Source organism: Streptomyces sp. NPDC051963, from assembly GCF_044593495.1.
Classification (GTDB): Bacteria; Actinomycetota; Actinomycetes; order Streptomycetales; family Streptomycetaceae; genus Streptomyces.
The window spans coordinates 174,317-192,351 of record NZ_JBIUCC010000008.1 but is presented as its reverse complement, the minus strand read 5'-3'; the positions used below and the strand labels follow the sequence as shown (position 1 = coordinate 192,351).

The window sequence follows — 18,035 nt, the reverse complement described above, 5'->3', positions numbered from 1 at the left end:
CTCTCCTCATCGGCGTCGCGATGAAGGTACCGCGCGATGAGGGTGGAGTGACTCGCCCGGCGGCCTGCCCTGGTGTCACGGTGTCTCGGGGAACAGCCTCGCGACCGCGGCCGTACGGCTCGACACCCCGAGTTTGCGGTAGACGTTCTCCAGGTGTTTGCGGACGGTGCTCGGCTCGACCACGAGCTGCCCGGCGATGGCACCGTTGCTCAGGCCCTTCGCCACGGCCCGCATGACGTCGAGCTCGCGGAGCGTCAGCCGTACGGGCGTCCGCCGGCGCAGGGCGGCCTCGCGGTAGATGTCGTACAGATGCGGGCGTATCAACTCCAGTGTGAGCCGGTCCCGTTCGCTGAAGGGACGCGTGCTCTCGCGGCTGAAGGTGTACATGCGGATGCGTCCGGGGGCGGTGGGCAGGGGCACCACGAGCATGTTGGGGAAGGGGCGTAAGTAGTCGGTGTACAGGGCCAGGTTCCGGAACTCCCGCGTGGCCATCCAGTCCGTCAGCTGGGAAACCTCCAGATCACCGTGGCTGTGCTCGACCGCGACGCAGTGGGGATGCTGGTGCTTGAAGCGCCACCAGATCTCGCTGTCCGGCACGGGGTAGTGGCCGCCGTACTCCACCTCCTGGTCCCCGAAGAAGCACCGGGTAGGCAGATCCACCTCGCCGAACTCCGCCAGGTCGCAGGGCACCAGCCGCCCCAGCCCCTCCAGCAACGACAGCGGCGGGACCTCGTCCCCCTTGTCGTGCCGTGCCTCGTCGATGACGTCGAGCATCGCCCGCATATGGCGCTCGGTGATCGAGTGACGGCTCATGGCCGCGCCCCCTGTCGACAGCCCCGACCTGCTTCGAAGGTACGCCCTTCGTCGGGGTCCGGGGTCCGGGGTCCGGAGGATTCGCGGATTGGCGAATGGTGGTCAGGAGGGGGCGGAGCCACCGTGGACCACAGAACATCCGCCCCCTCGACCGGGGGCCATGAAGGGGGAGGGCCCATGAACGGACGAACCAAGCCGAGGACCAACCGAACAAAGATCCTCGCGGGGGCCGGCGCAGCAGCGCTCGCCCTGGCAGCCACGGCGGCCACCCAGACGGACGCCGCCGCCGCGAACCCGCCGCGCTGCTACGGCATCAACGCCGGGCCGGGAAGGGACATCATCTGCGGAGACGGCGACGACAGGCTTGATGGCGGAGATGGCCACGACGCTGTGGCCGGTGGCGCCGACGCGGACTTTCTCCGGGGCAGGGCGGCGAACTGCAGGCTGTACGCCCATGACGGTGTCTTTGACGTCGTGCACGGTCGTCACGGCTGGGATCGGTGCATGGCCTACCGCGTGGATGACAGGTCCGGGTAGGCGGAGCTCCTTTCGGACCCGCACCAAGACAAGGTGCGCGAGGGAGATCACTCGGCCTGGCGAACGCAGTTCACGTCATCCGGACCGGGCCGATGGTGTCCGTCCGGCTTCCAGCCGTGGCGGGCGTAGAAGACCTGGGCCCGGCTGTTGCGCTCCCATGCCTCCAACACACCCGACGAGAGGGACGCGTCGCGGAGGAACTTCACGAATGCGGCGTGCAGGTGGCTGCCTACGCCCTGTCCCCACAGACCGGGACGGACATGGACCTGGTATAGCTGACCCACCGTGGCGGCATCGACGTCGGCTTCGTAGGGCGGGCCCCTCGCCAGGACGCCCAGCCCTCCCGCCGCTCGGCACACGCGTCGGGGGAGGTGAGCCCGGCATCGGACCAGCCACCCGCCCGGTAGTACGCCGTACGGGCCCGGGTGTGCAGGTCGGTGATGCCGTCCACGTCGGCGGGGCGCGCGGAGCGCAGCGGCGTCATTCGGAGATGTACGGCAGGAAGTCGGCCCAGGCCTGCGGGGTGAGCGTGAGTCGGGGGCCGTCGGTGTGCTTGGAGTCGCGGACGTGGATGGTGCGGGGCGCTGCCGCGATCTCGACGCAGGAGTCGCCTTCGCTGCTGCTGCTGTAGCTGCTCTTGAACCACGCCAGATCGGAGGCGTCCCCGGCCGAGGTGCTACGAATCATGTTTCCCCCAGCAGTTGCTCGATGAAGGCCGTCGACTCACGGGGCGTGAGAGCCTGGGCTCGGATGATGCCATACCGCAGTTCAAGGATACGGAGCTGCTTGGGTTCGGAGGCCGGTCGGCCGTTGGCCACCGCTTGTGTACGCCCCACCGCGGAGCCGTCCTCGAATTTCAGCACCTCAATGCCACCCGCCAGTCCCGCGTGCTCCTCGCGATCCATCGGCATCACCTGAAGCTCGACATTCCTCAACCGCCCAGCCTCCAGCAGATGTTCAAGCTGGCCGCGCAGCACCTCCCGTCCTCCGAGCGGGCGCCGAAGCGTCCACTCCTCCAGGACGAAGCTGAGTTCGGGTACCGGGTCTCGCTCGAATACCGCCTTGCGGGCCACGCGCGCCGAGATGAACCGCTCCACCTCGTCCTCGGTGTACGCGGGGCGTCGCATGAGGAGCAGCCCGCGTGCGTACTCCGGCGTCTGCAACAACCCGTGGATGTTCAGCGGGTCGTAGAGCTGGAGCTCGACCGCCTTGCCCTCCATCTGCGCCAGGTCCCGCACCTTCTTCGGATACCGGACCTTCTTCACGTCCTCCCACGCGGCGGAGATCAGCCCACCTGCGTCCAGGACCTCGTCGGCCCTGTCCAGATAATCCTGCCTGGGAATCCGCTTCCCACCCTCGATCTTGTAGACCAAGTCCTCGCCGTACCCGAGGGCCCTCCCGAACTCGGCGGCCCGCATCCCCACCGCCTCCCGGCGCAGCTTCAGCTGCCGTCCCACGGTCGCGACGACGGCGACACCCCACTCATCGTCCGGATCCACCTCCCACCCCGGCTCATCCGCCTCCGTCTTGAGCCGCCCCGCGTCCGCCTCCACCGACATCCCGCACCCCTCCGCCGTACCACCGAATCACGACGGCCCTTACCCCTGCGACCCGTCCCGACAGCCCGGACACGACCGGACAACCTCCGGACAGTCACCGTACGCAACGGCGTCGTCACTGGTTACGGTAGGCGTCCACGGCCACTCTGAGTGACGTGATCCAGGAATCCGCCGAACCCGCTGAACCCGCCGCCCCCGTCCGCAACTTCAGCGTGCAGCTGTCCCCCACAGCCCGCGGAGCCCGCCTCGCGCGCCTGCTCGCCACCGAGCAACTCCGAAGCTGGGGGCTCCCGTTGGACCCGGCGGGCCAGGTCGTCGCCGAACTCGCGGCCAACGCCGCCACCCACGGCCGCGTCCAGGGCCGCGACTTCCGGCTCACCCTCTACGTCATCGGCGACACCCTGCGCATCGAGGTCACCGACACCGCCGGGGAACGTCCGCCCCGCCCCCAAGACCCCGCCCCGGATGCCGAATCGGGCCGCGGTCTCCTCCTCGTCGGCGCGCTCGCCGACCGCTGGGGAGTTGCCGAAGGGCCCGCCCCGCGCAAGACCGTCTGGGCCGAAGTCGCTCTTCCACCGCACTCCAGAAACCCGTGCTCCGGTGCCACCGGCGGTCATTCCCAAAGGACCTGAGAGGGAAAGAACCCCCACCAAGCCCCACCCCACCCGCCCGCTCCACCCGCCCACAGCCGCCGCTCACCCTCGCGGGTGAACATCACCAACTCGGCTGGATTTCGGCCCGGTTGCCTGCCTTACTCTCAGCGCAACACAACCGCAGACATGCAACGGCCCTCGCCGGGACTGGCATCCCAGTGCGAGGGCCTGACCACCAAGGAAGAAAGCCCCTTCCCGATGGACACGAACGACCTTAGCGCGCCCCCGCGCACCCAGTCCCGTATCGCGGGCAAAAACCACCCTCACCGGGACGCCCGCGCCGGCGGACTCGAACACGACCACACCCGCCACACCACCCGCTTCACGGTGATCGGCAACCACCTCGCCCAGCACCCCGAACTCTCGCTCGTCGCAAGGGGGCTGGCCCTGTACATCCAGTCCCTCCCCGCACGCGCCCGCGTCGACATCAAGACCCTCGCCGCCCGATTCCCCGAGGGAGCGACCAGGATCGCCGCCGCGCTACGCGAGCTGGAGGCCCACGGCTACCTCCGCCGAGAGCGCGAACGCATCCCCGGCGGCCGCATCGTCACCCGCACGATCTCCTGCAACCAGCCCGGCCGCAGCCACACGGAACACGCCCCGGCGAAGAAACGCCGACCGCCCCGCAAAAAGGCTCTCTGCGCCGTACCGCAACCGGCCTACCCCTCCCCCACGCTCCTCCAGAAGGCCACTCACCTCCTCGCCGGCCTCCGTCGCGATGAGCCACGCCTCCTCCTCTCCACCTGCGACACGGCCCACCTCGCCTCCGGCGTCGCCGCATGGCTGGAGCGAGACGTCGCCGCCACCGCCGTACGGCACGCACTCACCACCGACCTCCCACCCGAAGGCCTACGACGGCCTGCCGCCCTCCTGGCCCACCGTCTCGCCGCCCAGCTGCCCCCACCGCCGCCGTTCCATGCCCCGGTACCACCGCCGACGGTCCGATACCCACTCCAGAACTGCGATGGCTGCGACCGCGCCTTCCGTTCCCCGACCCCAGGACGCTGCCATGACTGCCGCACTCCCGCTGCCGCCGCCGTCTGAGCCCGTTGTGTCCCGTTCCCGTGCCTCAGCCCGGCTAGTCTGGCCGGGGCACCCCCTGGAGGACACCATGAGCACTCAGGCCGACCACGGAAACGAACTCATCCCTCGTCCCGAACTGACCCCTGATGCCCTGCGTGCAGCCCTTGCCGTCGTCGCGCCAGGTCGCCTGGACGAGATGCAGGCCATGAAGGACGAGGCCTTCGCCAAGGCAGTCGAGTGGCAGTCTCTGAGCCCTGTCCAGAGCTGGGTCCTGATCTGGGCTCAGGAGATCGAGATCGCCCGTCGCCCAGCCCTATCCGCTCGCTACGCCCAGGCGCAGAGCAAGCTGGAACACGAGGATCCGGCCATCGCATGGGAAGCCCTTCGCGAGCTGAGCGCCGTTCTCGACGAGGCGATGAAGGCAGTTCGCGAGTGAGCTGGAAATGGGAGTACGCCTTCGGAGCCTCAGAGGCCGCCAGTTCCCTCCCGCCGGACTTCCTGGCCACCATCGAAGCCGCGGCCGACGAGTTGGTCAGGGCGGCTGAAGCTCTTCATGTCCAAGGCCGGGCCCATGAGGGCCTCAACCCTCAAGGCCGCCAGCTCCCCGTCTCCGGAGGCATGATCCGGTACCAGGTGGTTGTACGAAGCGAGCGGGTCTACATCGTCCAGATCACCTACCTGGGCTTCTGAACCGCCTCGCTAAGAGTGCCCCACCTCCCCCGACTCCTCATCCGCCCCCACCGACACCGACCCCGAATCCGGCGAGGGCCGCAGCGGGAACGGGTCCACCCGCCGCGGCACGATCTTCGCCGAGTTGCTGGTGAACATCGAGGCTGCCCCACTTCCAGAGTGCGGACTTCGAATGGGAGTCGATGAGTTACGAGGAGAAAGGCACCCTCCGCATCCAGCAAACCGAGGCTGGTCCATCCAGGAATTCGTGGCCACGGTACGGAGGGATGTTCAGGCACTGGGCTTCGAACCCGGTTTCCTGGACGCGGAGAGCGGCTGACACGAACCTCGCCGCGCGTCCGGGATCGTCAATCGGTGCGAGCGCGGACGCTCCGCGTCAGGATGGGGATCATCACCGCCGCGGGCACGAGGTGCAGCCCGAGGAGGGCGGTGGTCGTGGTGGCGGTTGCCCCGGAGAGGAGGGGCGGGATCAGTGAGATCGCGGTCAGTGACACTGCCGTCCAGATGAATCGCTCGGCGGGGCGAGCGCTCCAGCGAAGAAGAGCGACGGCGATGACGAGGCCCACGAGAGAGAAGAAGCCGGTCACCACGGCGAACCCGGACAACGGGATCGTCTCGCCGCCGTCGGAGACCTCGAAGTCGACGCCGGCGGCCCGGGCAAGCGCCGCGGCGAGGGTGGTGGCCACCGTCGCCGCGAAGGTGGCGATCAGGCCGGTGCCGGCGAGCCCGCGGAATCGGTGGGGGTGGGGGCGGCTGGTCTCGCCCGATGCCGGGCCTGCGACGGCACCTGGGTCATGCGTCCTGCTCACGTCGTTCCTCCTTCGTTCGGTGACCGGCGTGTGACGATGCGCACCCTCGCCGTGCGGCGGCCGGGGTTGCGCAGGGCGCGGACGCCGGTGCCGCGGAGCCAGAAGCCGGCGTCGGGTCCGAGGACCGGCCCTGGCTCGCCGTCGCGCAGCTCCAGCTGCACCCGCCCGCGGGTGACGACGCCGAACGCGTCGTGCCACTGGGCCGCGACCACCGCCACGCGCGCGCCACCGCGCAGCGTGAGTGTCCGCACCGGGACTACTCCGTGCCGTCCGCCGGCAGGCGCTCCGGCACCCCGAGCCGCGGGAACTGGTCGTCGTGGAACGTGACGATCTCGGCGATCGCCCCGCCGGTGACGCGCAGGACGTCGATCGTCAGCGGCAGGTACGCGTTCTCCTGCTGCTGCCAGAGGTAGAAGGCGATGGCGGGCTGCCGGTTCACGGAGGTGGGGACGGCACGCAGGCCCTTCATGCCCTCGAAGCCGCTCTCGACCCAGTAGTTCACGACCGTGTCACGGCCGACGTACAGGCCCGGCGTGGGCGGCATCGAGCTGCGGACGTCGTCCCGCAGCATCGCCGCGAGCGCCGGAACGTCCGTGGCGACGCTGGCGTCGGTGTAACGGCGCACCAGCTCGCGCGTCCCGGCGTCCTGTTCGCCGCCGGTCCAGTCCTGCCGCTCGGCGGGCAGGTGCTCCCGCATGCCGGCGCGGGCCCGTTGCAGCGCGCTGTTCACGGAGTTGACGGAGTCCCCGAGGAGCCCCGCGACCTCCTTCGCCGGCCAGCCGAGCACGTCCCGCAGGATCAGCACGGCCCGCGGGCGCGGCGCGAGGTGCTGGACCGCGACCAGGTACGCCAGCTCGATCGTCTCCCGTGCGACGGCGACGGTCTCCGGCTCGTCCGTGTCGCCCGCGGGCAGTTCGTCGAGCAGCCGGTCCGGGTAGGGCTGGAGCCACAGCACCTCGCCGCCGGTCGCGGGCTCGGGCCGGTGCTTGGCGAGCAGGTCCAGGCAGGCGTTGGTGGCGATCCGGTACAGCCAGGCACGGAACGTCGACCGCCCCTCGAAGGTCTCCCGCCGCCGCCAGGCACGCAGGAACGTCTCCTGCACGGTGTCCTCGGCGTCCTCGAACGACCCGAGCATCCGGTAGCAGTGCACGTGCAGCTCCCGCCGGTACCGCTCCGCCAGCCCCGAGAACGCCGGCTCGTCGACCTCGCCCAGACTGCTCACGCCCAGCTCCTCCAGCAGCGTGTCCGCACTCATCACGTCATCCTTCCGCCTCGTCGTGTCCCGTCGTAGGTGTGACGGGAGTGAGCGCGAAAACTCATCACCGAGGTCGGTCGGCATGGCTGAGCGTGGGCGGCAGACCGAGGAGGAGAGCTCCACCATCGGGGAGGTGACTCCAGCCGTGGCGGGCGTAGAAGTCAGGGCCCTACGAGTGCCCCAACTCCCCCGAGTCCTCATCCGCCCCCACCGACACCGACCCCGAATCCGGCGAGGGTCGCAGCGGGAACGGGTCCACGCGGGTCTCGTCGATGACCGGGGGAGCCGGACGTGGGGGCTTGGGCATGACCGCGGCCTCGGAGTGGCCGCCGCAGCCGTAGGCGAGGGAGACGACGCGGCCGTCGGCCGGGGAGAACTCGTTGGCGCAGACGCCGAAGGCCTGGCCCATCGAGCCGCCGATCGGGGCGAGGAAGCCGCAGCTCACACAGGACGCCGGGGCCGCCTGGGCCATCGCGGTCTTGGGGCCGTACGAGTCTTCCCAGCGGTCGGCGGCGACATGCAGGCCGTAGCGGGACAGGACACGGGCCCGGCGCATGCCGAGTTCCTCGGCGACCGCCGCGATGGAGCCGCGCGAGGGGGCGATCGGGAAGTTCGCCGGCGGCCCGGCCGTCACCTCCGCGTCCTCCGCCTCGACCAGCTCGGCCATCTCGTGGGAGACGGCGGCGTTGGGCGACGGCTCGTCCTCGCCGGAGTAGCCGGGCTCCAGACGTGGATCGTCCTCGTCGGAGAAACCGGGCTCCAGGCGCAGATCCTCGGCGTCGGTCGGGAGCAGGTCGCCGGGGCCCATGTCGCCGGGGCGCAGGCGCTCGCTCCACGGGACCCACTCGGGGGCCAGCAGGGCGTCGGGGCCGGGGAGGAGGACCACCTCGTCCAGCGTGACGACCTTGGCGCGGGAGGCGCGGGCCACCGTCACGGCCCAGCGCCAGCCGCGGTAGCCGAACTCCTTGCACTCGAAGTAGTGCGTGACGACGCGGTCGCCCTCCGAGACGAGTCCCGCGTGCTCTCCCACAACTCCTGGCGCGGCAGCCTCCTCGGCGGCGGCGCGGGCGAGGTCGACGGCCTCGGCACACAGACGGTCGGGGGTGCGGCTTCGCGTGGTCGCTGCGCTCACAGGTATCGCTTCTCTCCTACGCCGTCTCTCGGGTGCGCCTTGCCTGAAGGCGGTCAGGCGGAACGGAGCGGACCATTGGGCCGCGTCAACGTCCACGCCCGATCGCGCTCGGGCGCACCTACTCCATCCATTCTGCGGGATGACTGAGAGGCGCGCGGCCGAGAACGTTCGCCACGACGCGCTACGCACGCTACCTGCTCGCTGCCGCTGGGCCTACACCGACGGGTTGTTTCCCACCCCCGCACCGGACTCGCCCGGTTGGAAAGTGCCGCAAAAGTACAACGCCATCCGTGCCGTAACCGCGATACCAACCCCCATCTCGGGGCACTATGGCGGAATGGCAGCCGCAAGGTCGCCCCAGGGTGCCACCGGTGTCGGTGGGGTCAAGGGGAGCAGTCGGAGCAGCGGATCGGGTCGGGTGGGCGGCCCCCTCCGCGCGGTCGGCCGTGCCCTCCACCTGCCGGTGACGGGGCCCGCGCGCGGGATCCGCAAGGCGACGCACGCGCACGGCGCGGGCGAGTCCGGCCTCGGCAAGCTGATCGAGCTGCACGCGGTGAACGGCGCAGGTGACGTCATGATCACCGTGGCCCTCGCCTCCACCGTCTTCTTCTCGGTGCCGACCGACGAGGCCCGCGGCCGGGTCGCGCTCTACCTCGGCATCACCATGGCGCCGTTCACGCTTCTCGCGCCCGTCATCGGCCCGCTCCTCGACCGCATCCCGCACGGCCGTCGTGCGGCGATGGCGATGGCGATGCTCGCCCGGGCGCTGCTCGCGCTGATCCTCTCGGGCGCGGTGATCACCGGCGGCATCGAGCTGTACCCGGCCGCACTGGGTGTACTCGTCGCGTCCAAGTCGTACGGCGTCGTCCGCAGCGCCGTCGTACCCCGGCTCCTGCCACCCCGCTTCTCCCTGGTGAAAGCCAACTCACGGGTCACGCTCGGCGGATTGCTCGCCACCGGTGTGGCGGCGCCCATCGGGGCGGGGCTACAGGCCATCGGGCCCCGATGGCCCCTCTACGGCGCCTTCGTGATCTTCATCGCGGGTATGTTCCTCTCCTTCTCGCTCCCGCCGAAGGTCGACTCGGCGAAGGGCGAGGACACCGCCCTGCTCGCCGCCGACGAGCAGCATCTGCACGGCCCGCACCGCAAGCCCGTCCAGCGCCCCGGCCTGCGCACCGTGGGCACCGCCGTCACCCATGCCCTCGGCGCCAACGCCGCCCTGCGCTGTCTCTCCGGCTTCCTGATCTTCTTCCTGGCTTTCCTGCTGCGCGAGCATCCGCTGACCGGCGAGAGCGCGGCGGTGTCGCTGGGCATAGTGGCGGTCTCGGCGGGCACGGGCAACGCGATCGGTACGGCGGTGGGGGCCTGGCTCAGATCACGCGCCCCCGAGATCATCGTCGTGACGGTGGTGGCGTTCGTACTGGGCGCGGCGATCGTCGCGGCGCTCTTCTTCGGGGCGGCGATGGTGGCGTGTCTCGCGGCGATCGCCGGGTTCGCGCAGGCGCTGGCCAAGCTGTCCCTGGACGCGCTGATCCAGCGGGACGTACCGGAGACGGTCCGTCCCTCCGCCTTCGCCCGCTCCGAGACGCTGCTCCAGGTGGCGTGGGTGCTCGGCGGCTCGATCGGCATCGTCCTCCCGCTCAACGGCACCCTCGGCCTGTCGGTGGCCGCCACCATCGTCGCCGTCGGCTGGCTGAGCACGGTCCGCGGCCTCCTCGCCTCGGCCAGGCACGGCAACGGCCCACGCACACGCGTGGAGTAACGACAGCGCCCCGAAGGGGCGCGGGGAACTGCGCGACCAGCCCCCACCGGCCCGCAGCCGACCGACAACCCATCCCGGCCCACCCCGCGGAGCGCCCGGCACGCCGGACCCCGCATGGCAGCCCCGCGGCACGTGCCCGATAGCCTTCGCCCATGACCATGCAATCCGCTGTGCGACGCCGCCGCGCGCTCGCCGCCGCCGGCGCCGTATCCGCCGGACTGCTCGTCCTGTCGGCCTGCGACAAGCCGACGCCGCTGTCCACGATCACCGTCGGCAGGTCCTCGGTCAGCGAGGAGGCCACCTGTGGCGGTGAGGGCGACGCCCTGAAGTCGGCGGAGCTGACGCAGTGCCTGAAGGACACCGACATCAAGTCCATCACCGTGGACCCGGACGAGACCGTCCGCTTCGGTGTCGACCCCGAGGTCGCCGACAAGCGCTGGACGATCCTGATGAACGGTCAGCCGCTCACCGAGGACACCGACAAGACGTACCGCACGATCCCGGGCAGCGTGTTCTTCAACGCCCAGTACGGCGCCCAGGGCAACTCCACCCTCGTCTCCATCAAGGCGGCCGACGGCAAGAAGGAGAGCCAGACGGTCACCGGCCTGTGGTCCTTCAAGCTGAAGAAGGACGACTGACCACGTCTGCCGTACGCGTCCTCGTGGCCACCGCCGTCCCCGCCGAACGGGACGCGGTGGCGCAGGCGTTCACGGGCACGTTCCCGGGTGACGTCCGCGCCGTCGGCGTCGGTCCCGCCCGCGCCGCGGCCACCACCGCGACGGCCCTCGCGGGAGCCCCGTACGACCTGGTGATCTCGGCCGGAATCGCCGGTGGTTTCCAGCCGTTCGCCCCCGTCGGCTCCCTCGTCGTCGCCGACGAGATCACCGCCGCCGATCTGGGCGCCGAGACACCCGACGGCTTTCTGCCGGTCACGGAGCTGGGTTTCGGCACCGTCACCCACCGTCCGCCGGAATCACTCGTACGAGACGTCGCGGCGGCCACCGGAGCCCGTGCCGGCGCGGTACTGACCGTCTCCACGGTGACCGGCACCGCCGCCCGTGCCGCCGCGCTCCTCGACCGTCATCCGACCGCCCTCGCCGAGGCGATGGAGGGCTTCGGCGTCGCCGAGGCGGCCGCCGCGCACGGCGTTCCCGTGCTGGAGATCCGCGCCGTCTCCAACCCCGTCGGCCCGCGCGACCGCGCCGCCTGGCGCATCGGCGACGCCCTCGCGGCCCTCACCGAGGGTTTCGGGAAGCTCGCGCCCGTACTGGAGAGTTGGAACAGGCATGACCGCTGAGCCTCTGAAGATCGCGTACTCCCCCTGCCCGAACGACACCTTCGTCTTCGACGCCCTCGCCCACGGCCGCGTGCCGGGCGCCCCCGCGCTCGACGTGACGTTCGCGGACATCGACATCACCAACGGCATGGCCGAGCGCGGCGAGTTCGACGTGCTGAAGGTGTCGTACGCCGTGCTGCCGTACGTCCTCGACGAGTACACGCTGCTGCCGTGCGGGGGTGCGCTGGGCCGGGGTTGCGGCCCGCTCGTCCTCACCCGGGGGCCAGGAGACCTGACGGGGCGTACGGTCGCCGTGCCGAGCGAGCGGTCGACGGCGTATCTGCTGTTCCGGCTGTGGGCGGCGGACACGATCCCCGGCGGGGTCGGCGAGATCGTGGTCATGCCGTTCCACGAGATCATGCCGGCCGTGCGGGACGGGAAGGTCGACGCGGGACTCGTCATCCACGAGGCGCGTTTCACGTACCAGAACTACGGTCTGCACAAGCTCGCGGACATGGGCGAGCACTGGGAGAACACCACCGGGCTGCCGATCCCGCTGGGCGCGATCATCGCGAAGAGGTCGCTGGGCGCGGACACGCTGCGGCTGCTCGCCGAGTCCATCCGTACGTCCGTGAAGGCCGCCTGGGACGACCCCGAGGCCTCCCGCCCGTATGTCATGGAACACGCCCAGGAGATGGACCCGTCCGTCGCCGACCAGCACATCGGCCTGTACGTCAACGAGTTCACCCACGACCTCGGCGTGGACGGCTACGCGGCGGTCAGGGGTCTGCTCACACGCGCAGCGGCCGAGGGGCTGTTGCCGCCCCTCGGCCCGGATGCACTGGATTTCCCCTAGAAATCCAGAGGTTCTACAGGATCTATACGTCGAGCTGGTCGGCCACCGCCCGCAGCAGACCGGCGATCTTCGAGCCGGCGGCCTTGTCGGGGTAACGGCCTCTCTCGAGCATCGGCGTGATGTTCTCGAGGAGAGTCGTCAAATCCTGGACGATAGAGGCCAACTCGTCCGGTTTCTTGCGAGTGGCGGCGGCGACAGAAGGGGTCGGGTCAAGGATCGTGACCGAAAGTGCCTGGTCACCGCGCTGCCCGGCGACGACCCCGAACTCAACTCGCTGGCCCGGCTTGAGCGTCTCGACTCCGGCGGGGAGGACCGAGGAATGGACGAAGACGTCGCCGCCGTCGTCACGGGAGAGAAAGCCGAAGCCCTTCTCGCTGTTGAACCACTTGACCTTGCCGGTAGGCACGTCTGTCCTCGTCCTCGTACTCGTCGGAAAACTGCTTCGGAAACCGCTCAGGAACTGCTCTTGATAGCACTGGGGCGGGTCGTGTGGACCCGCCGGTACCAAGGCTAATGGTCTTCCACCCGGTGACAAGACGTCACCCGGTTGTTCCTTCGGGCAGGGAACTACCCTGGTCCGGTGCGTGACAAAACCCAAACGAATTCCGCCGCGCCCGGTGACCGACTGATCCGTGCCGGAGCCATCGTCTTCTTCATCGGTGCCGTGGCCACACTCGTCACCGTGGCCCCGCTTCTTCTCGGTACGACGCCATTTCCGACGTACATGTTCGGATTGAGCATGCTCATGGGCGTCGGGTTCCTGGTGGCCGGTGCCGGGGTCCTGCAATCGATCGCGGCCGGCCGCCGTCAGGCGCGGGCCGGACGGTAGTCCGCGAGCCAGGCCGGGAAGTGGGTGAGGTCCGGCAGGACCACATCCGCTCCGGCCGCGCGCAGTTCGTCGCCGTCGCACGGCCCGGTCGCCACTGCCACGGACAGGGCTTCGGCGGTACGGGCGCCGCGCACGTCGCCGATGTGGTCGCCGACGTACACCCCCGCACCGTGTTCCCGCAGCGCCTGCGCCTTCTGCTCGGCCCACAGGTCGCCGATCACCGCGTCGGCGTCGATGCGGAGGTGCTCCAGGTGCAGTTTGGCGTTGGGCTCGTACTTGGCGGTGACGACGATCGCCCGACCGCCGGCCGCGCGCACCGCGGCGATCGCCTCACGGGCGCCGGGCAGGGCGGGTGTGGCGGCGATGGCGATCGTCGGGTACATGGAGCGGTACAGATCCCCCATCTCCTCGATCCGCTCCGCCGGGAACCAGTTGATCAACTCCTCCGCGAGCGGCGGCCCGAGCCTCGTGATCGCCAGGTCGGCATCGATGAACGTCCCCGTCCGCTCGGCGAGCGCCGTGTAGCAGGCGTGGATGCCGGGGCGGGAGTCGATGAGCGTCATGTCGAGGTCGAAGCCGACGGTGAGGGAGGGAGAAGTCATATGAGCCATTGTGCCCAGGCGGGCCACCGATCAAGACAACGGCTGCTTCAGGCGGGTCTGGCGAAGTCCGGGCGGTTCGGCAGCGCCGCAAAGGGGCGCGGGGCTGTATCTGATATGCGGCTCCGCCGCGTGGGCGCGACCAGCCACAACGGCGCCGCAGACGACCAACGACCCACAGCGGCACAACCCAGCGGAGCGTCACCGCTGCCGCTGGGACCGCCACACCACATAGAGCGCGGAGGCGATCGCGGCGCCCCTGATGACCCACGGCCAGGTGTCGGAGACGGCGTCGTTCATGTGCCCCTCCGCGATGGGGTCACCCCACCGCCCCTCGTTGCGTCCCCACAGCCAGACGATCCCGGCGGAGAGCGCCGCGCCCGGCAGCACGATGACGGCCCACTTCCGCTCCGCCGGGGTCAGCCGCCGGGAGGCGTAGGCGATGAGCCAGCCGAAGAGGAGCACGAGCAGGTTCCCCAGGACGGCACCGGCGACGAGGAGGGCGGCGCCGATCAGGAGAAGGGGGTTGCTCCAGTTCCCGGGGCGGGGAAGGCGCAGACGGCGCCTGGACGCGGCCTCCTCGGCCTCCTCCACAGCGACGGGCTCGTCCTCGACGACCTCCTTCTTCGCCCCCTTCTCCCCCTTGCCGGTCTTCTCGGTCTCCTTCGGCGGCGGAGGCTTCAGCAGCTCCGGGATCTCCACCCCGCCGACGAACCCGGGGACCTCGTCCCCGAGCCCGAACGGGCTGTCGCCCACCCGCCACCAGTCGGGCTGCGTCGCACTGCCACCCAGCTCGTCCGCACCGGCGAGGTGCGGCGGGGCGGGCACGTCGGAAGGGCCGCTGTCCTCGGCGGGCCGGGGCCGGGGCACGACACGACGCAACCCCCTGCGCTGTACGGGGACGGCGGCCTCCGGCGCCTCGAACGCACCGCCGCCGCCGTCGGCCGCCGCGACGACCTCGTCCGGGCTGCCCAGCCGGGCGAGGATGCGGCGAACGGCGGCGGGACTGTCGACCGGCGCCTTCGACCGGCGCCGGTCGATCTCGTTCCGCAACTCCGACACCAGCCGCATCCGTGTGGCCGACGGCAACTGTTGCTGCTGAGCCACGTCACCGACGCGGCTCAGATACTCGTAGACGACCTGGTCGCTCTCGATCCCCACGAAGTCCCCTCCGGGGCGGCTGCGTTGGATACCCCGTGGGGAGTGACGTTACCGCTCTTGATGCAGGCCGAGCACGCTCGGCCCGTCCGGCGTTCGGGGACGGGGCCGGACCGAACCGCACCTGGGCCGCGCAACCGCCGGAGGCAACCCGCTACCGTGAGGCGGATGAGCACCGTGGACAAGCCGGCCGCCCCGCGATCGCTCGCGGAGGCGCTCCGCGGGCAGGACGACGCCGCCCTGGCCGCGCTTCTGCGCAGCCGCCCCGACCTCATCACCCCCGTCCCGACGGACCTCACGCAACTCGCGACCCGCGCCGGCACCCGGGCCTCGGTCGTGCGTGCCCTGGAGCGGCTGGACCGCTTCGCGCTGCAGACGGCGGAGGCGCTGGCCGTCGCCGCGGACCCGGCACCGTACGAAGAACTCCTCGGCCTTTTGACCGGCGACGAGCGGGACGAGACCGTCGCCGCCGCGCTTCCCCACGCCCTCGCCACCCTCCGCGAACAGGCCCTGGTCTGGGGCCCCGACGACCGGCTCCGTCTTGTCCGCACGGCCAGTGAGCTGCTGTCCCCGTCCCCTCAGCACCCGTCCCCGACGGGCCTGGGCCCCACCGTCCAGGAGGCGACGGCGGGCATGTCGCCGGGGCGTATCCAGGAGATCGTCACGGCGGCCGGGCTGACGTCCACGCACGACGCGGTGTCGGCGGTCACGGCGCTCACCTCCCTGTTCAAGAACCGCAAGCGGATGACGGCCCTGCTCGCCGACGCCCCCGAGGAGTCCCTGGAGGTCCTGCACCGCCTGGTCTGGGGCCCGCCGTACGGGCAGGTCACCGCCGATCCCGCGCCCCGGCTGCGGTGGCTCCTCGACCGCGGGCTGCTGCTGCCGACGGCGCCGGGGACCGTCGTGCTCCCCCGCGAAGTGGCCCTGCGCCTGCGTGACGGCCGCGCCCACCGTGCCACCGAGCCGCTGCCGCCCCTCATCGAGCCGGCCGGCACGTATCGTCCACAGGTTGTGGACGGGACGGCGGCCGGGCAGGCGTACACGGCGCTGGCGACCGTCGAGGAGCTGCTGAAGGACTGGGACGAGGGCGGTCCTGCCGTGCTGCGGGCGGGCGGCCTGAGCGTCCGGGACCTGAAGCGGACGGCCGTCGCCCTCGATGTGACGGAGCCGGTCGCGGCGTTCTGGGTGGAACTGGCGTACGCGGCGGGCCTCATCGCGTCGGACGGCGAGGCGGAGGAGCGGTACGCGGCGACCCCGGCCTACGACGAGTGGCTGGAGCAGCCCGCAGGCCGGCGCTGGGCGCAGCTCGCTCAGGCGTGGCTGGCGGCGACCCGCACGGCGGGCCTGGTCGGCGGCCGGGACGCCAAGGACCGCACGCTGTCGGCCCTCGGCCCCGGCCTGGACCGCTCCGCCACGCCGGACGTACGGCACCGGGTGCTGGACCTGCTCGCCGAACTGCCCGAAGGCGCCGCGCCGTCCGCCGAGTCCGTGCTGGCCCGGCTGCGCTGGGAGCGCCCGCTGCGCGGCCCGCAACGCGACGACAACCTGCGTACCCGGCTCGCCCGGTGGACGATCTCGGAGGCGGAGCAGCTCGGCATCACCGGCCGCGGCGCGCTGTCCGCGCACGGGCGGGCGCTGATCGGGGCGCCCGCCGCGAAGCCGGCCGCGGACGAGCCGTCGGGCCCCGGCGCCAAGCTCCCCGTCCACCACAAGCACCTGCGGATCCCGGCCCGCGAACCCCTCACCCCCGCCGAACAGACCGTCGCCTCCGCCACCGCCACCCGTCTGCTCGCCCCGCTCCTCCCCGAGCCGCTGGACCACGTCCTCCTCCAGGCCGACCTGACGGCGGTCGCCCCCGGCCCGCTCCAGCGCCCGCTCGCCGACATGCTCGGTGTCCTCGCCGACGTGGAGTCCAAGGGCGGGGCGACGGTCTACCGGTTCACGCCGGGTTCGGTACGCCGTGCGCTGGACGCCGGCCGCAGCGCCTCCGACCTGCACGCCTTCCTCACCGCGCACTCGCGTACGCCGGTTCCGCAGCCGCTCGCGTATCTGATCGACGACGTGGCCCGCAAGCACGGCCATCTCCGCATCGGCGCCGCGTCGGCGTACGTCCGCTGCGACGACGACGCCGTGCTGAACGAGATCCTCGCCGACAAGCGCGCCGCCGGCCTGTCGCTGCGTCGCCTCGCCCCGACCGTGCTGGCCGCCCAGGCCGATCCGGCGACGCTGCTGGAGGGCCTGCGTGCGATGGGGTTCGCGCCGGCCGCGGAGTCCGCCGAGGGCGACGTCCTGATCACCCGCGCCCATGCCCACCGCACGCCTCCCCGCACGGCCCCCGAGCCGGTCCCGGACGGCCCTCCGGCGCCCGACGCGACGCTCCTGACGGCCGCGATCCGTGCGATCCGGGCGGGCGACCTGGCCTCGACGACCCCGCGCAAGCAGACCCCCGTGGCGAACGGCACGCTCCCGCGCACCGGGTCCGCCGAGACCCTCGCCACCATGCAGGCCGCCGTCCTCACCGGCGAGGCGCTGTGGATCGGCTACGTGAACGCCGAGGGCTCCGCCAGCCAGCGCGTCATCGCCCCGATCCGGGTCGAGGGCGGCTTCGTGACGGCGTACGACCACACCGCGGACGAGGTCCGCACCTATCCGCTGCACCGGATCACCGGCGTCTCCGAGCTGGCCGACGACCAGATGTGATCACGGGTTCGCTCGGACGGGTGTACGCACGCGTTCATGCACGCCACGCCGTGCACTTCCCACCCATGAGGGAACCCGCAGGTCATCCCGCATTCCGGGGTGGGGCGCCGGGCAGTCACGGGGTGTCCTGATCAAGTCCGAGCCGCCCGGCAGGGGGCTCGGACGGAAGTGCAGTCGAAAGGAAACCCCGCCCATGCGTGCTGTCCGTCGTGCCGCCGCCGTCCTGACCGCCACCGCCGTGATGATCGGCGCCTTCGCCACCCAGGCCGCGGCCATCGGCATCGATGTCGCCGGCCTGGTCCTCGAGACACCGGCCATCTGACCCGCCCGCTCCTACTCCCAGGGCCGGTCCCGGTGTCCCCCGGTCCGGCCCTCCCCGATCGA

General features: G+C 71.2%; 24 protein-coding genes and 1 pseudogene. 12 read left to right on the top strand and 13 right to left on the bottom strand.

Going from position 1 to position 18,035, the window contains the following annotated elements; translation table 11 throughout:
* Positions 1–75 precede the first annotated feature (75 nt).
* The gene (locus ACIHFB_RS32335) at positions 76–813 is read right to left on the bottom strand and encodes a LuxR C-terminal-related transcriptional regulator (RefSeq protein ID WP_400128815.1); all 738 of its coding nucleotides are present in this window, start codon (positions 811–813) and stop codon (positions 76–78) included.
* 177 nt (positions 814–990) lie between these two features.
* Between ACIHFB_RS32335 and ACIHFB_RS32330 the strand changes: the two genes are divergently transcribed.
* Complete coding sequence (locus ACIHFB_RS32330; protein ID WP_400128814.1) at positions 991–1,350, top strand: hypothetical protein; 360 nt, start codon at positions 991–993, stop codon at positions 1,348–1,350.
* Positions 1,351–1,397: 47 nt separating this feature from the next.
* On the opposite strand, the gene ACIHFB_RS32325 is transcribed toward ACIHFB_RS32330, so the two are convergent.
* The 4 genes from ACIHFB_RS32325 to ACIHFB_RS32310 are packed head-to-tail and all read right to left on the bottom strand — an operon-like array spanning position 1,398 to position 2,909.
* Positions 1,398–1,634: a GNAT family N-acetyltransferase gene (locus ACIHFB_RS32325; protein WP_365275685.1), complete on the bottom strand. Its 237-nt coding sequence runs from the start codon at positions 1,632–1,634 to the stop codon at positions 1,398–1,400.
* Complete coding sequence (locus ACIHFB_RS32320) at positions 1,580–1,834, bottom strand: hypothetical protein (RefSeq protein WP_400128974.1); 255 nt, start codon at positions 1,832–1,834, stop codon at positions 1,580–1,582. Before ACIHFB_RS32320 ends, ACIHFB_RS32325 begins: the two co-directional genes overlap by 55 nt.
* Complete coding sequence (locus tag ACIHFB_RS32315) at positions 1,831–2,037, bottom strand: DUF397 domain-containing protein (protein ID WP_365275683.1); 207 nt, start codon at positions 2,035–2,037, stop codon at positions 1,831–1,833. The genes ACIHFB_RS32320 and ACIHFB_RS32315 overlap by 4 nt, the downstream gene beginning before the upstream one ends.
* On the bottom strand, positions 2,034–2,909 hold the full coding sequence (locus tag ACIHFB_RS32310; protein WP_400128813.1) for a helix-turn-helix domain-containing protein: 876 nt from the start codon (positions 2,907–2,909) through the stop codon (positions 2,034–2,036). Before ACIHFB_RS32310 ends, ACIHFB_RS32315 begins: the two co-directional genes overlap by 4 nt.
* Before the next feature lie 155 nt (positions 2,910–3,064).
* Here ACIHFB_RS32310 and ACIHFB_RS32305 point away from each other — a divergent pair, with 155 nt between their 5' ends.
* From ACIHFB_RS32305 to ACIHFB_RS32290, 4 genes are all read left to right on the top strand, one after another.
* The gene (locus ACIHFB_RS32305; protein ID WP_400128812.1) at positions 3,065–3,541 is read left to right on the top strand and encodes an ATP-binding protein; all 477 of its coding nucleotides are present in this window, start codon (positions 3,065–3,067) and stop codon (positions 3,539–3,541) included.
* A gap of 219 nt (positions 3,542–3,760) precedes the next feature.
* The gene (locus ACIHFB_RS32300) at positions 3,761–4,606 is read left to right on the top strand and encodes a helix-turn-helix domain-containing protein (RefSeq protein ID WP_400128965.1); all 846 of its coding nucleotides are present in this window, start codon (positions 3,761–3,763) and stop codon (positions 4,604–4,606) included.
* Positions 4,607–4,673: 67 nt separating this feature from the next.
* The gene (locus ACIHFB_RS32295; RefSeq protein ID WP_365275675.1) at positions 4,674–5,021 is read left to right on the top strand and encodes a hypothetical protein; all 348 of its coding nucleotides are present in this window, start codon (positions 4,674–4,676) and stop codon (positions 5,019–5,021) included.
* Positions 5,018–5,275, top strand: coding sequence for a hypothetical protein (locus ACIHFB_RS32290; protein WP_400128811.1), 258 nt, complete (start codon positions 5,018–5,020; stop codon positions 5,273–5,275). The genes ACIHFB_RS32295 and ACIHFB_RS32290 overlap by 4 nt, the downstream gene beginning before the upstream one ends.
* A gap of 9 nt (positions 5,276–5,284) precedes the next feature.
* On the opposite strand, the pseudogene ACIHFB_RS32285 reads toward ACIHFB_RS32290, so the two are convergent.
* From ACIHFB_RS32285 to ACIHFB_RS32265, 5 genes and pseudogenes are all read right to left on the bottom strand, one after another.
* Positions 5,285–5,377, bottom strand: a pseudogene (locus tag ACIHFB_RS32285) (DUF3027 domain-containing protein); the annotation flags it as partial.
* 245 nt (positions 5,378–5,622) lie between these two features.
* Positions 5,623–6,084, bottom strand: a complete 462-nt coding sequence (locus ACIHFB_RS32280) for a DUF6069 family protein (RefSeq protein ID WP_400128810.1) — start codon at positions 6,082–6,084, stop codon at positions 5,623–5,625.
* On the bottom strand, positions 6,081–6,335 hold the full coding sequence (locus ACIHFB_RS32275; RefSeq protein ID WP_365275667.1) for a hypothetical protein: 255 nt from the start codon (positions 6,333–6,335) through the stop codon (positions 6,081–6,083). Before ACIHFB_RS32275 ends, ACIHFB_RS32280 begins: the two co-directional genes overlap by 4 nt.
* Before the next feature lie 5 nt (positions 6,336–6,340).
* On the bottom strand, positions 6,341–7,339 hold the full coding sequence (locus tag ACIHFB_RS32270; RefSeq protein ID WP_400128809.1) for an RNA polymerase subunit sigma-70: 999 nt from the start codon (positions 7,337–7,339) through the stop codon (positions 6,341–6,343).
* 169 nt (positions 7,340–7,508) lie between these two features.
* Positions 7,509–8,471, bottom strand: coding sequence for a DUF3027 domain-containing protein (locus ACIHFB_RS32265; protein ID WP_365275661.1), 963 nt, complete (start codon positions 8,469–8,471; stop codon positions 7,509–7,511).
* A gap of 337 nt (positions 8,472–8,808) precedes the next feature.
* Between ACIHFB_RS32265 and ACIHFB_RS32260 the strand changes: the two genes are divergently transcribed.
* The 4 genes from ACIHFB_RS32260 (at position 8,809) to ACIHFB_RS32245 (ending at position 12,365) form a co-directional block, all read left to right on the top strand.
* Positions 8,809–10,233, top strand: coding sequence for an MFS transporter (locus ACIHFB_RS32260; protein WP_365275658.1), 1,425 nt, complete (start codon positions 8,809–8,811; stop codon positions 10,231–10,233).
* Between the two features lie 152 nt (positions 10,234–10,385).
* Positions 10,386–10,871 (top strand): DUF2771 domain-containing protein, encoded by a 486-nt coding sequence (locus ACIHFB_RS32255; RefSeq protein ID WP_400128808.1) that lies wholly within the window; start codon positions 10,386–10,388, stop codon positions 10,869–10,871.
* The gene (locus tag ACIHFB_RS32250; protein ID WP_365275656.1) at positions 10,841–11,530 is read left to right on the top strand and encodes a futalosine hydrolase; all 690 of its coding nucleotides are present in this window, start codon (positions 10,841–10,843) and stop codon (positions 11,528–11,530) included. The genes ACIHFB_RS32255 and ACIHFB_RS32250 overlap by 31 nt, the downstream gene beginning before the upstream one ends.
* Entirely contained in the window at positions 11,520–12,365 is an 846-nt protein-coding gene (locus tag ACIHFB_RS32245; RefSeq protein ID WP_365275653.1) for a 1,4-dihydroxy-6-naphthoate synthase, read from the top strand. Before ACIHFB_RS32250 ends, ACIHFB_RS32245 begins: the two co-directional genes overlap by 11 nt.
* A 22-nt stretch (positions 12,366–12,387) precedes the next feature.
* Here ACIHFB_RS32245 and ACIHFB_RS32240 read toward each other — a convergent pair whose 3' ends face one another.
* Entirely contained in the window at positions 12,388–12,771 is a 384-nt protein-coding gene (locus ACIHFB_RS32240) for a cold-shock protein (RefSeq protein WP_365275650.1), read from the bottom strand.
* A gap of 174 nt (positions 12,772–12,945) precedes the next feature.
* Between ACIHFB_RS32240 and ACIHFB_RS32235 the strand changes: the two genes are divergently transcribed.
* On the top strand, positions 12,946–13,194 hold the full coding sequence (locus ACIHFB_RS32235) for a hypothetical protein (protein ID WP_365275647.1): 249 nt from the start codon (positions 12,946–12,948) through the stop codon (positions 13,192–13,194).
* On the opposite strand, the gene ACIHFB_RS32230 is transcribed toward ACIHFB_RS32235, so the two are convergent.
* Together ACIHFB_RS32230 and ACIHFB_RS32225 are read right to left on the bottom strand one after the other, a co-directional pair.
* The gene (locus ACIHFB_RS32230; protein ID WP_365275644.1) at positions 13,173–13,805 is read right to left on the bottom strand and encodes a haloacid dehalogenase-like hydrolase; all 633 of its coding nucleotides are present in this window, start codon (positions 13,803–13,805) and stop codon (positions 13,173–13,175) included. The genes ACIHFB_RS32235 and ACIHFB_RS32230 overlap by 22 nt on opposite strands.
* Positions 13,806–13,994: 189 nt before the next feature.
* Complete coding sequence (locus ACIHFB_RS32225; RefSeq protein ID WP_365275641.1) at positions 13,995–14,954, bottom strand: hypothetical protein; 960 nt, start codon at positions 14,952–14,954, stop codon at positions 13,995–13,997.
* A gap of 165 nt (positions 14,955–15,119) precedes the next feature.
* Here ACIHFB_RS32225 and ACIHFB_RS32220 point away from each other — a divergent pair, with 165 nt between their 5' ends.
* Positions 15,120–17,651 carry a helicase-associated domain-containing protein gene (locus ACIHFB_RS32220; RefSeq protein ID WP_400128807.1) on the top strand — a complete coding sequence of 844 codons (2,532 nt, stop codon included), beginning with the start codon at positions 15,120–15,122 and terminating at the stop codon, positions 17,649–17,651.
* Between the two features lie 193 nt (positions 17,652–17,844).
* The gene (locus tag ACIHFB_RS32215; protein WP_365275635.1) at positions 17,845–17,973 is read left to right on the top strand and encodes a hypothetical protein; all 129 of its coding nucleotides are present in this window, start codon (positions 17,845–17,847) and stop codon (positions 17,971–17,973) included.
* Positions 17,974–18,035 lie beyond the last annotated feature (62 nt).

Coding starts and splice junctions, on each gene's coding strand:
- ACIHFB_RS32335 (WP_400128815.1), bottom strand. CDS start 813: ATGAGCCGTCACTCGATCACCGAGCGCCATATGCGGGCGATGCTCGAC.
- ACIHFB_RS32330 (WP_400128814.1), top strand. CDS start 991: ATGAACGGACGAACCAAGCCGAGGACCAACCGAACAAAGATCCTCGCG.
- ACIHFB_RS32320 (WP_400128974.1), bottom strand. CDS start 1,834: ATGACGCCGCTGCGCTCCGCGCGCCCCGCCGACGTGGACGGCATCACC.
- ACIHFB_RS32315 (WP_365275683.1), bottom strand. CDS start 2,037: ATGATTCGTAGCACCTCGGCCGGGGACGCCTCCGATCTGGCGTGGTTC.
- ACIHFB_RS32310 (WP_400128813.1), bottom strand. CDS start 2,909: ATGTCGGTGGAGGCGGACGCGGGGCGGCTCAAGACGGAGGCGGATGAG.
- ACIHFB_RS32300 (WP_400128965.1), top strand. CDS start 3,761: ATGGACACGAACGACCTTAGCGCGCCCCCGCGCACCCAGTCCCGTATC.
- ACIHFB_RS32295 (WP_365275675.1), top strand. CDS start 4,674: ATGAGCACTCAGGCCGACCACGGAAACGAACTCATCCCTCGTCCCGAA.
- ACIHFB_RS32270 (WP_400128809.1), bottom strand. CDS start 7,339: ATGAGTGCGGACACGCTGCTGGAGGAGCTGGGCGTGAGCAGTCTGGGC.
- ACIHFB_RS32260 (WP_365275658.1), top strand. CDS start 8,809: ATGGCAGCCGCAAGGTCGCCCCAGGGTGCCACCGGTGTCGGTGGGGTC.
- ACIHFB_RS32255 (WP_400128808.1), top strand. CDS start 10,386: ATGACCATGCAATCCGCTGTGCGACGCCGCCGCGCGCTCGCCGCCGCC.
- ACIHFB_RS32245 (WP_365275653.1), top strand. CDS start 11,520: ATGACCGCTGAGCCTCTGAAGATCGCGTACTCCCCCTGCCCGAACGAC.
- ACIHFB_RS32230 (WP_365275644.1), bottom strand. CDS start 13,805: ATGGCTCATATGACTTCTCCCTCCCTCACCGTCGGCTTCGACCTCGAC.
- ACIHFB_RS32220 (WP_400128807.1), top strand. CDS start 15,120: ATGAGCACCGTGGACAAGCCGGCCGCCCCGCGATCGCTCGCGGAGGCG.
- ACIHFB_RS32215 (WP_365275635.1), top strand. CDS start 17,845: ATGCGTGCTGTCCGTCGTGCCGCCGCCGTCCTGACCGCCACCGCCGTG.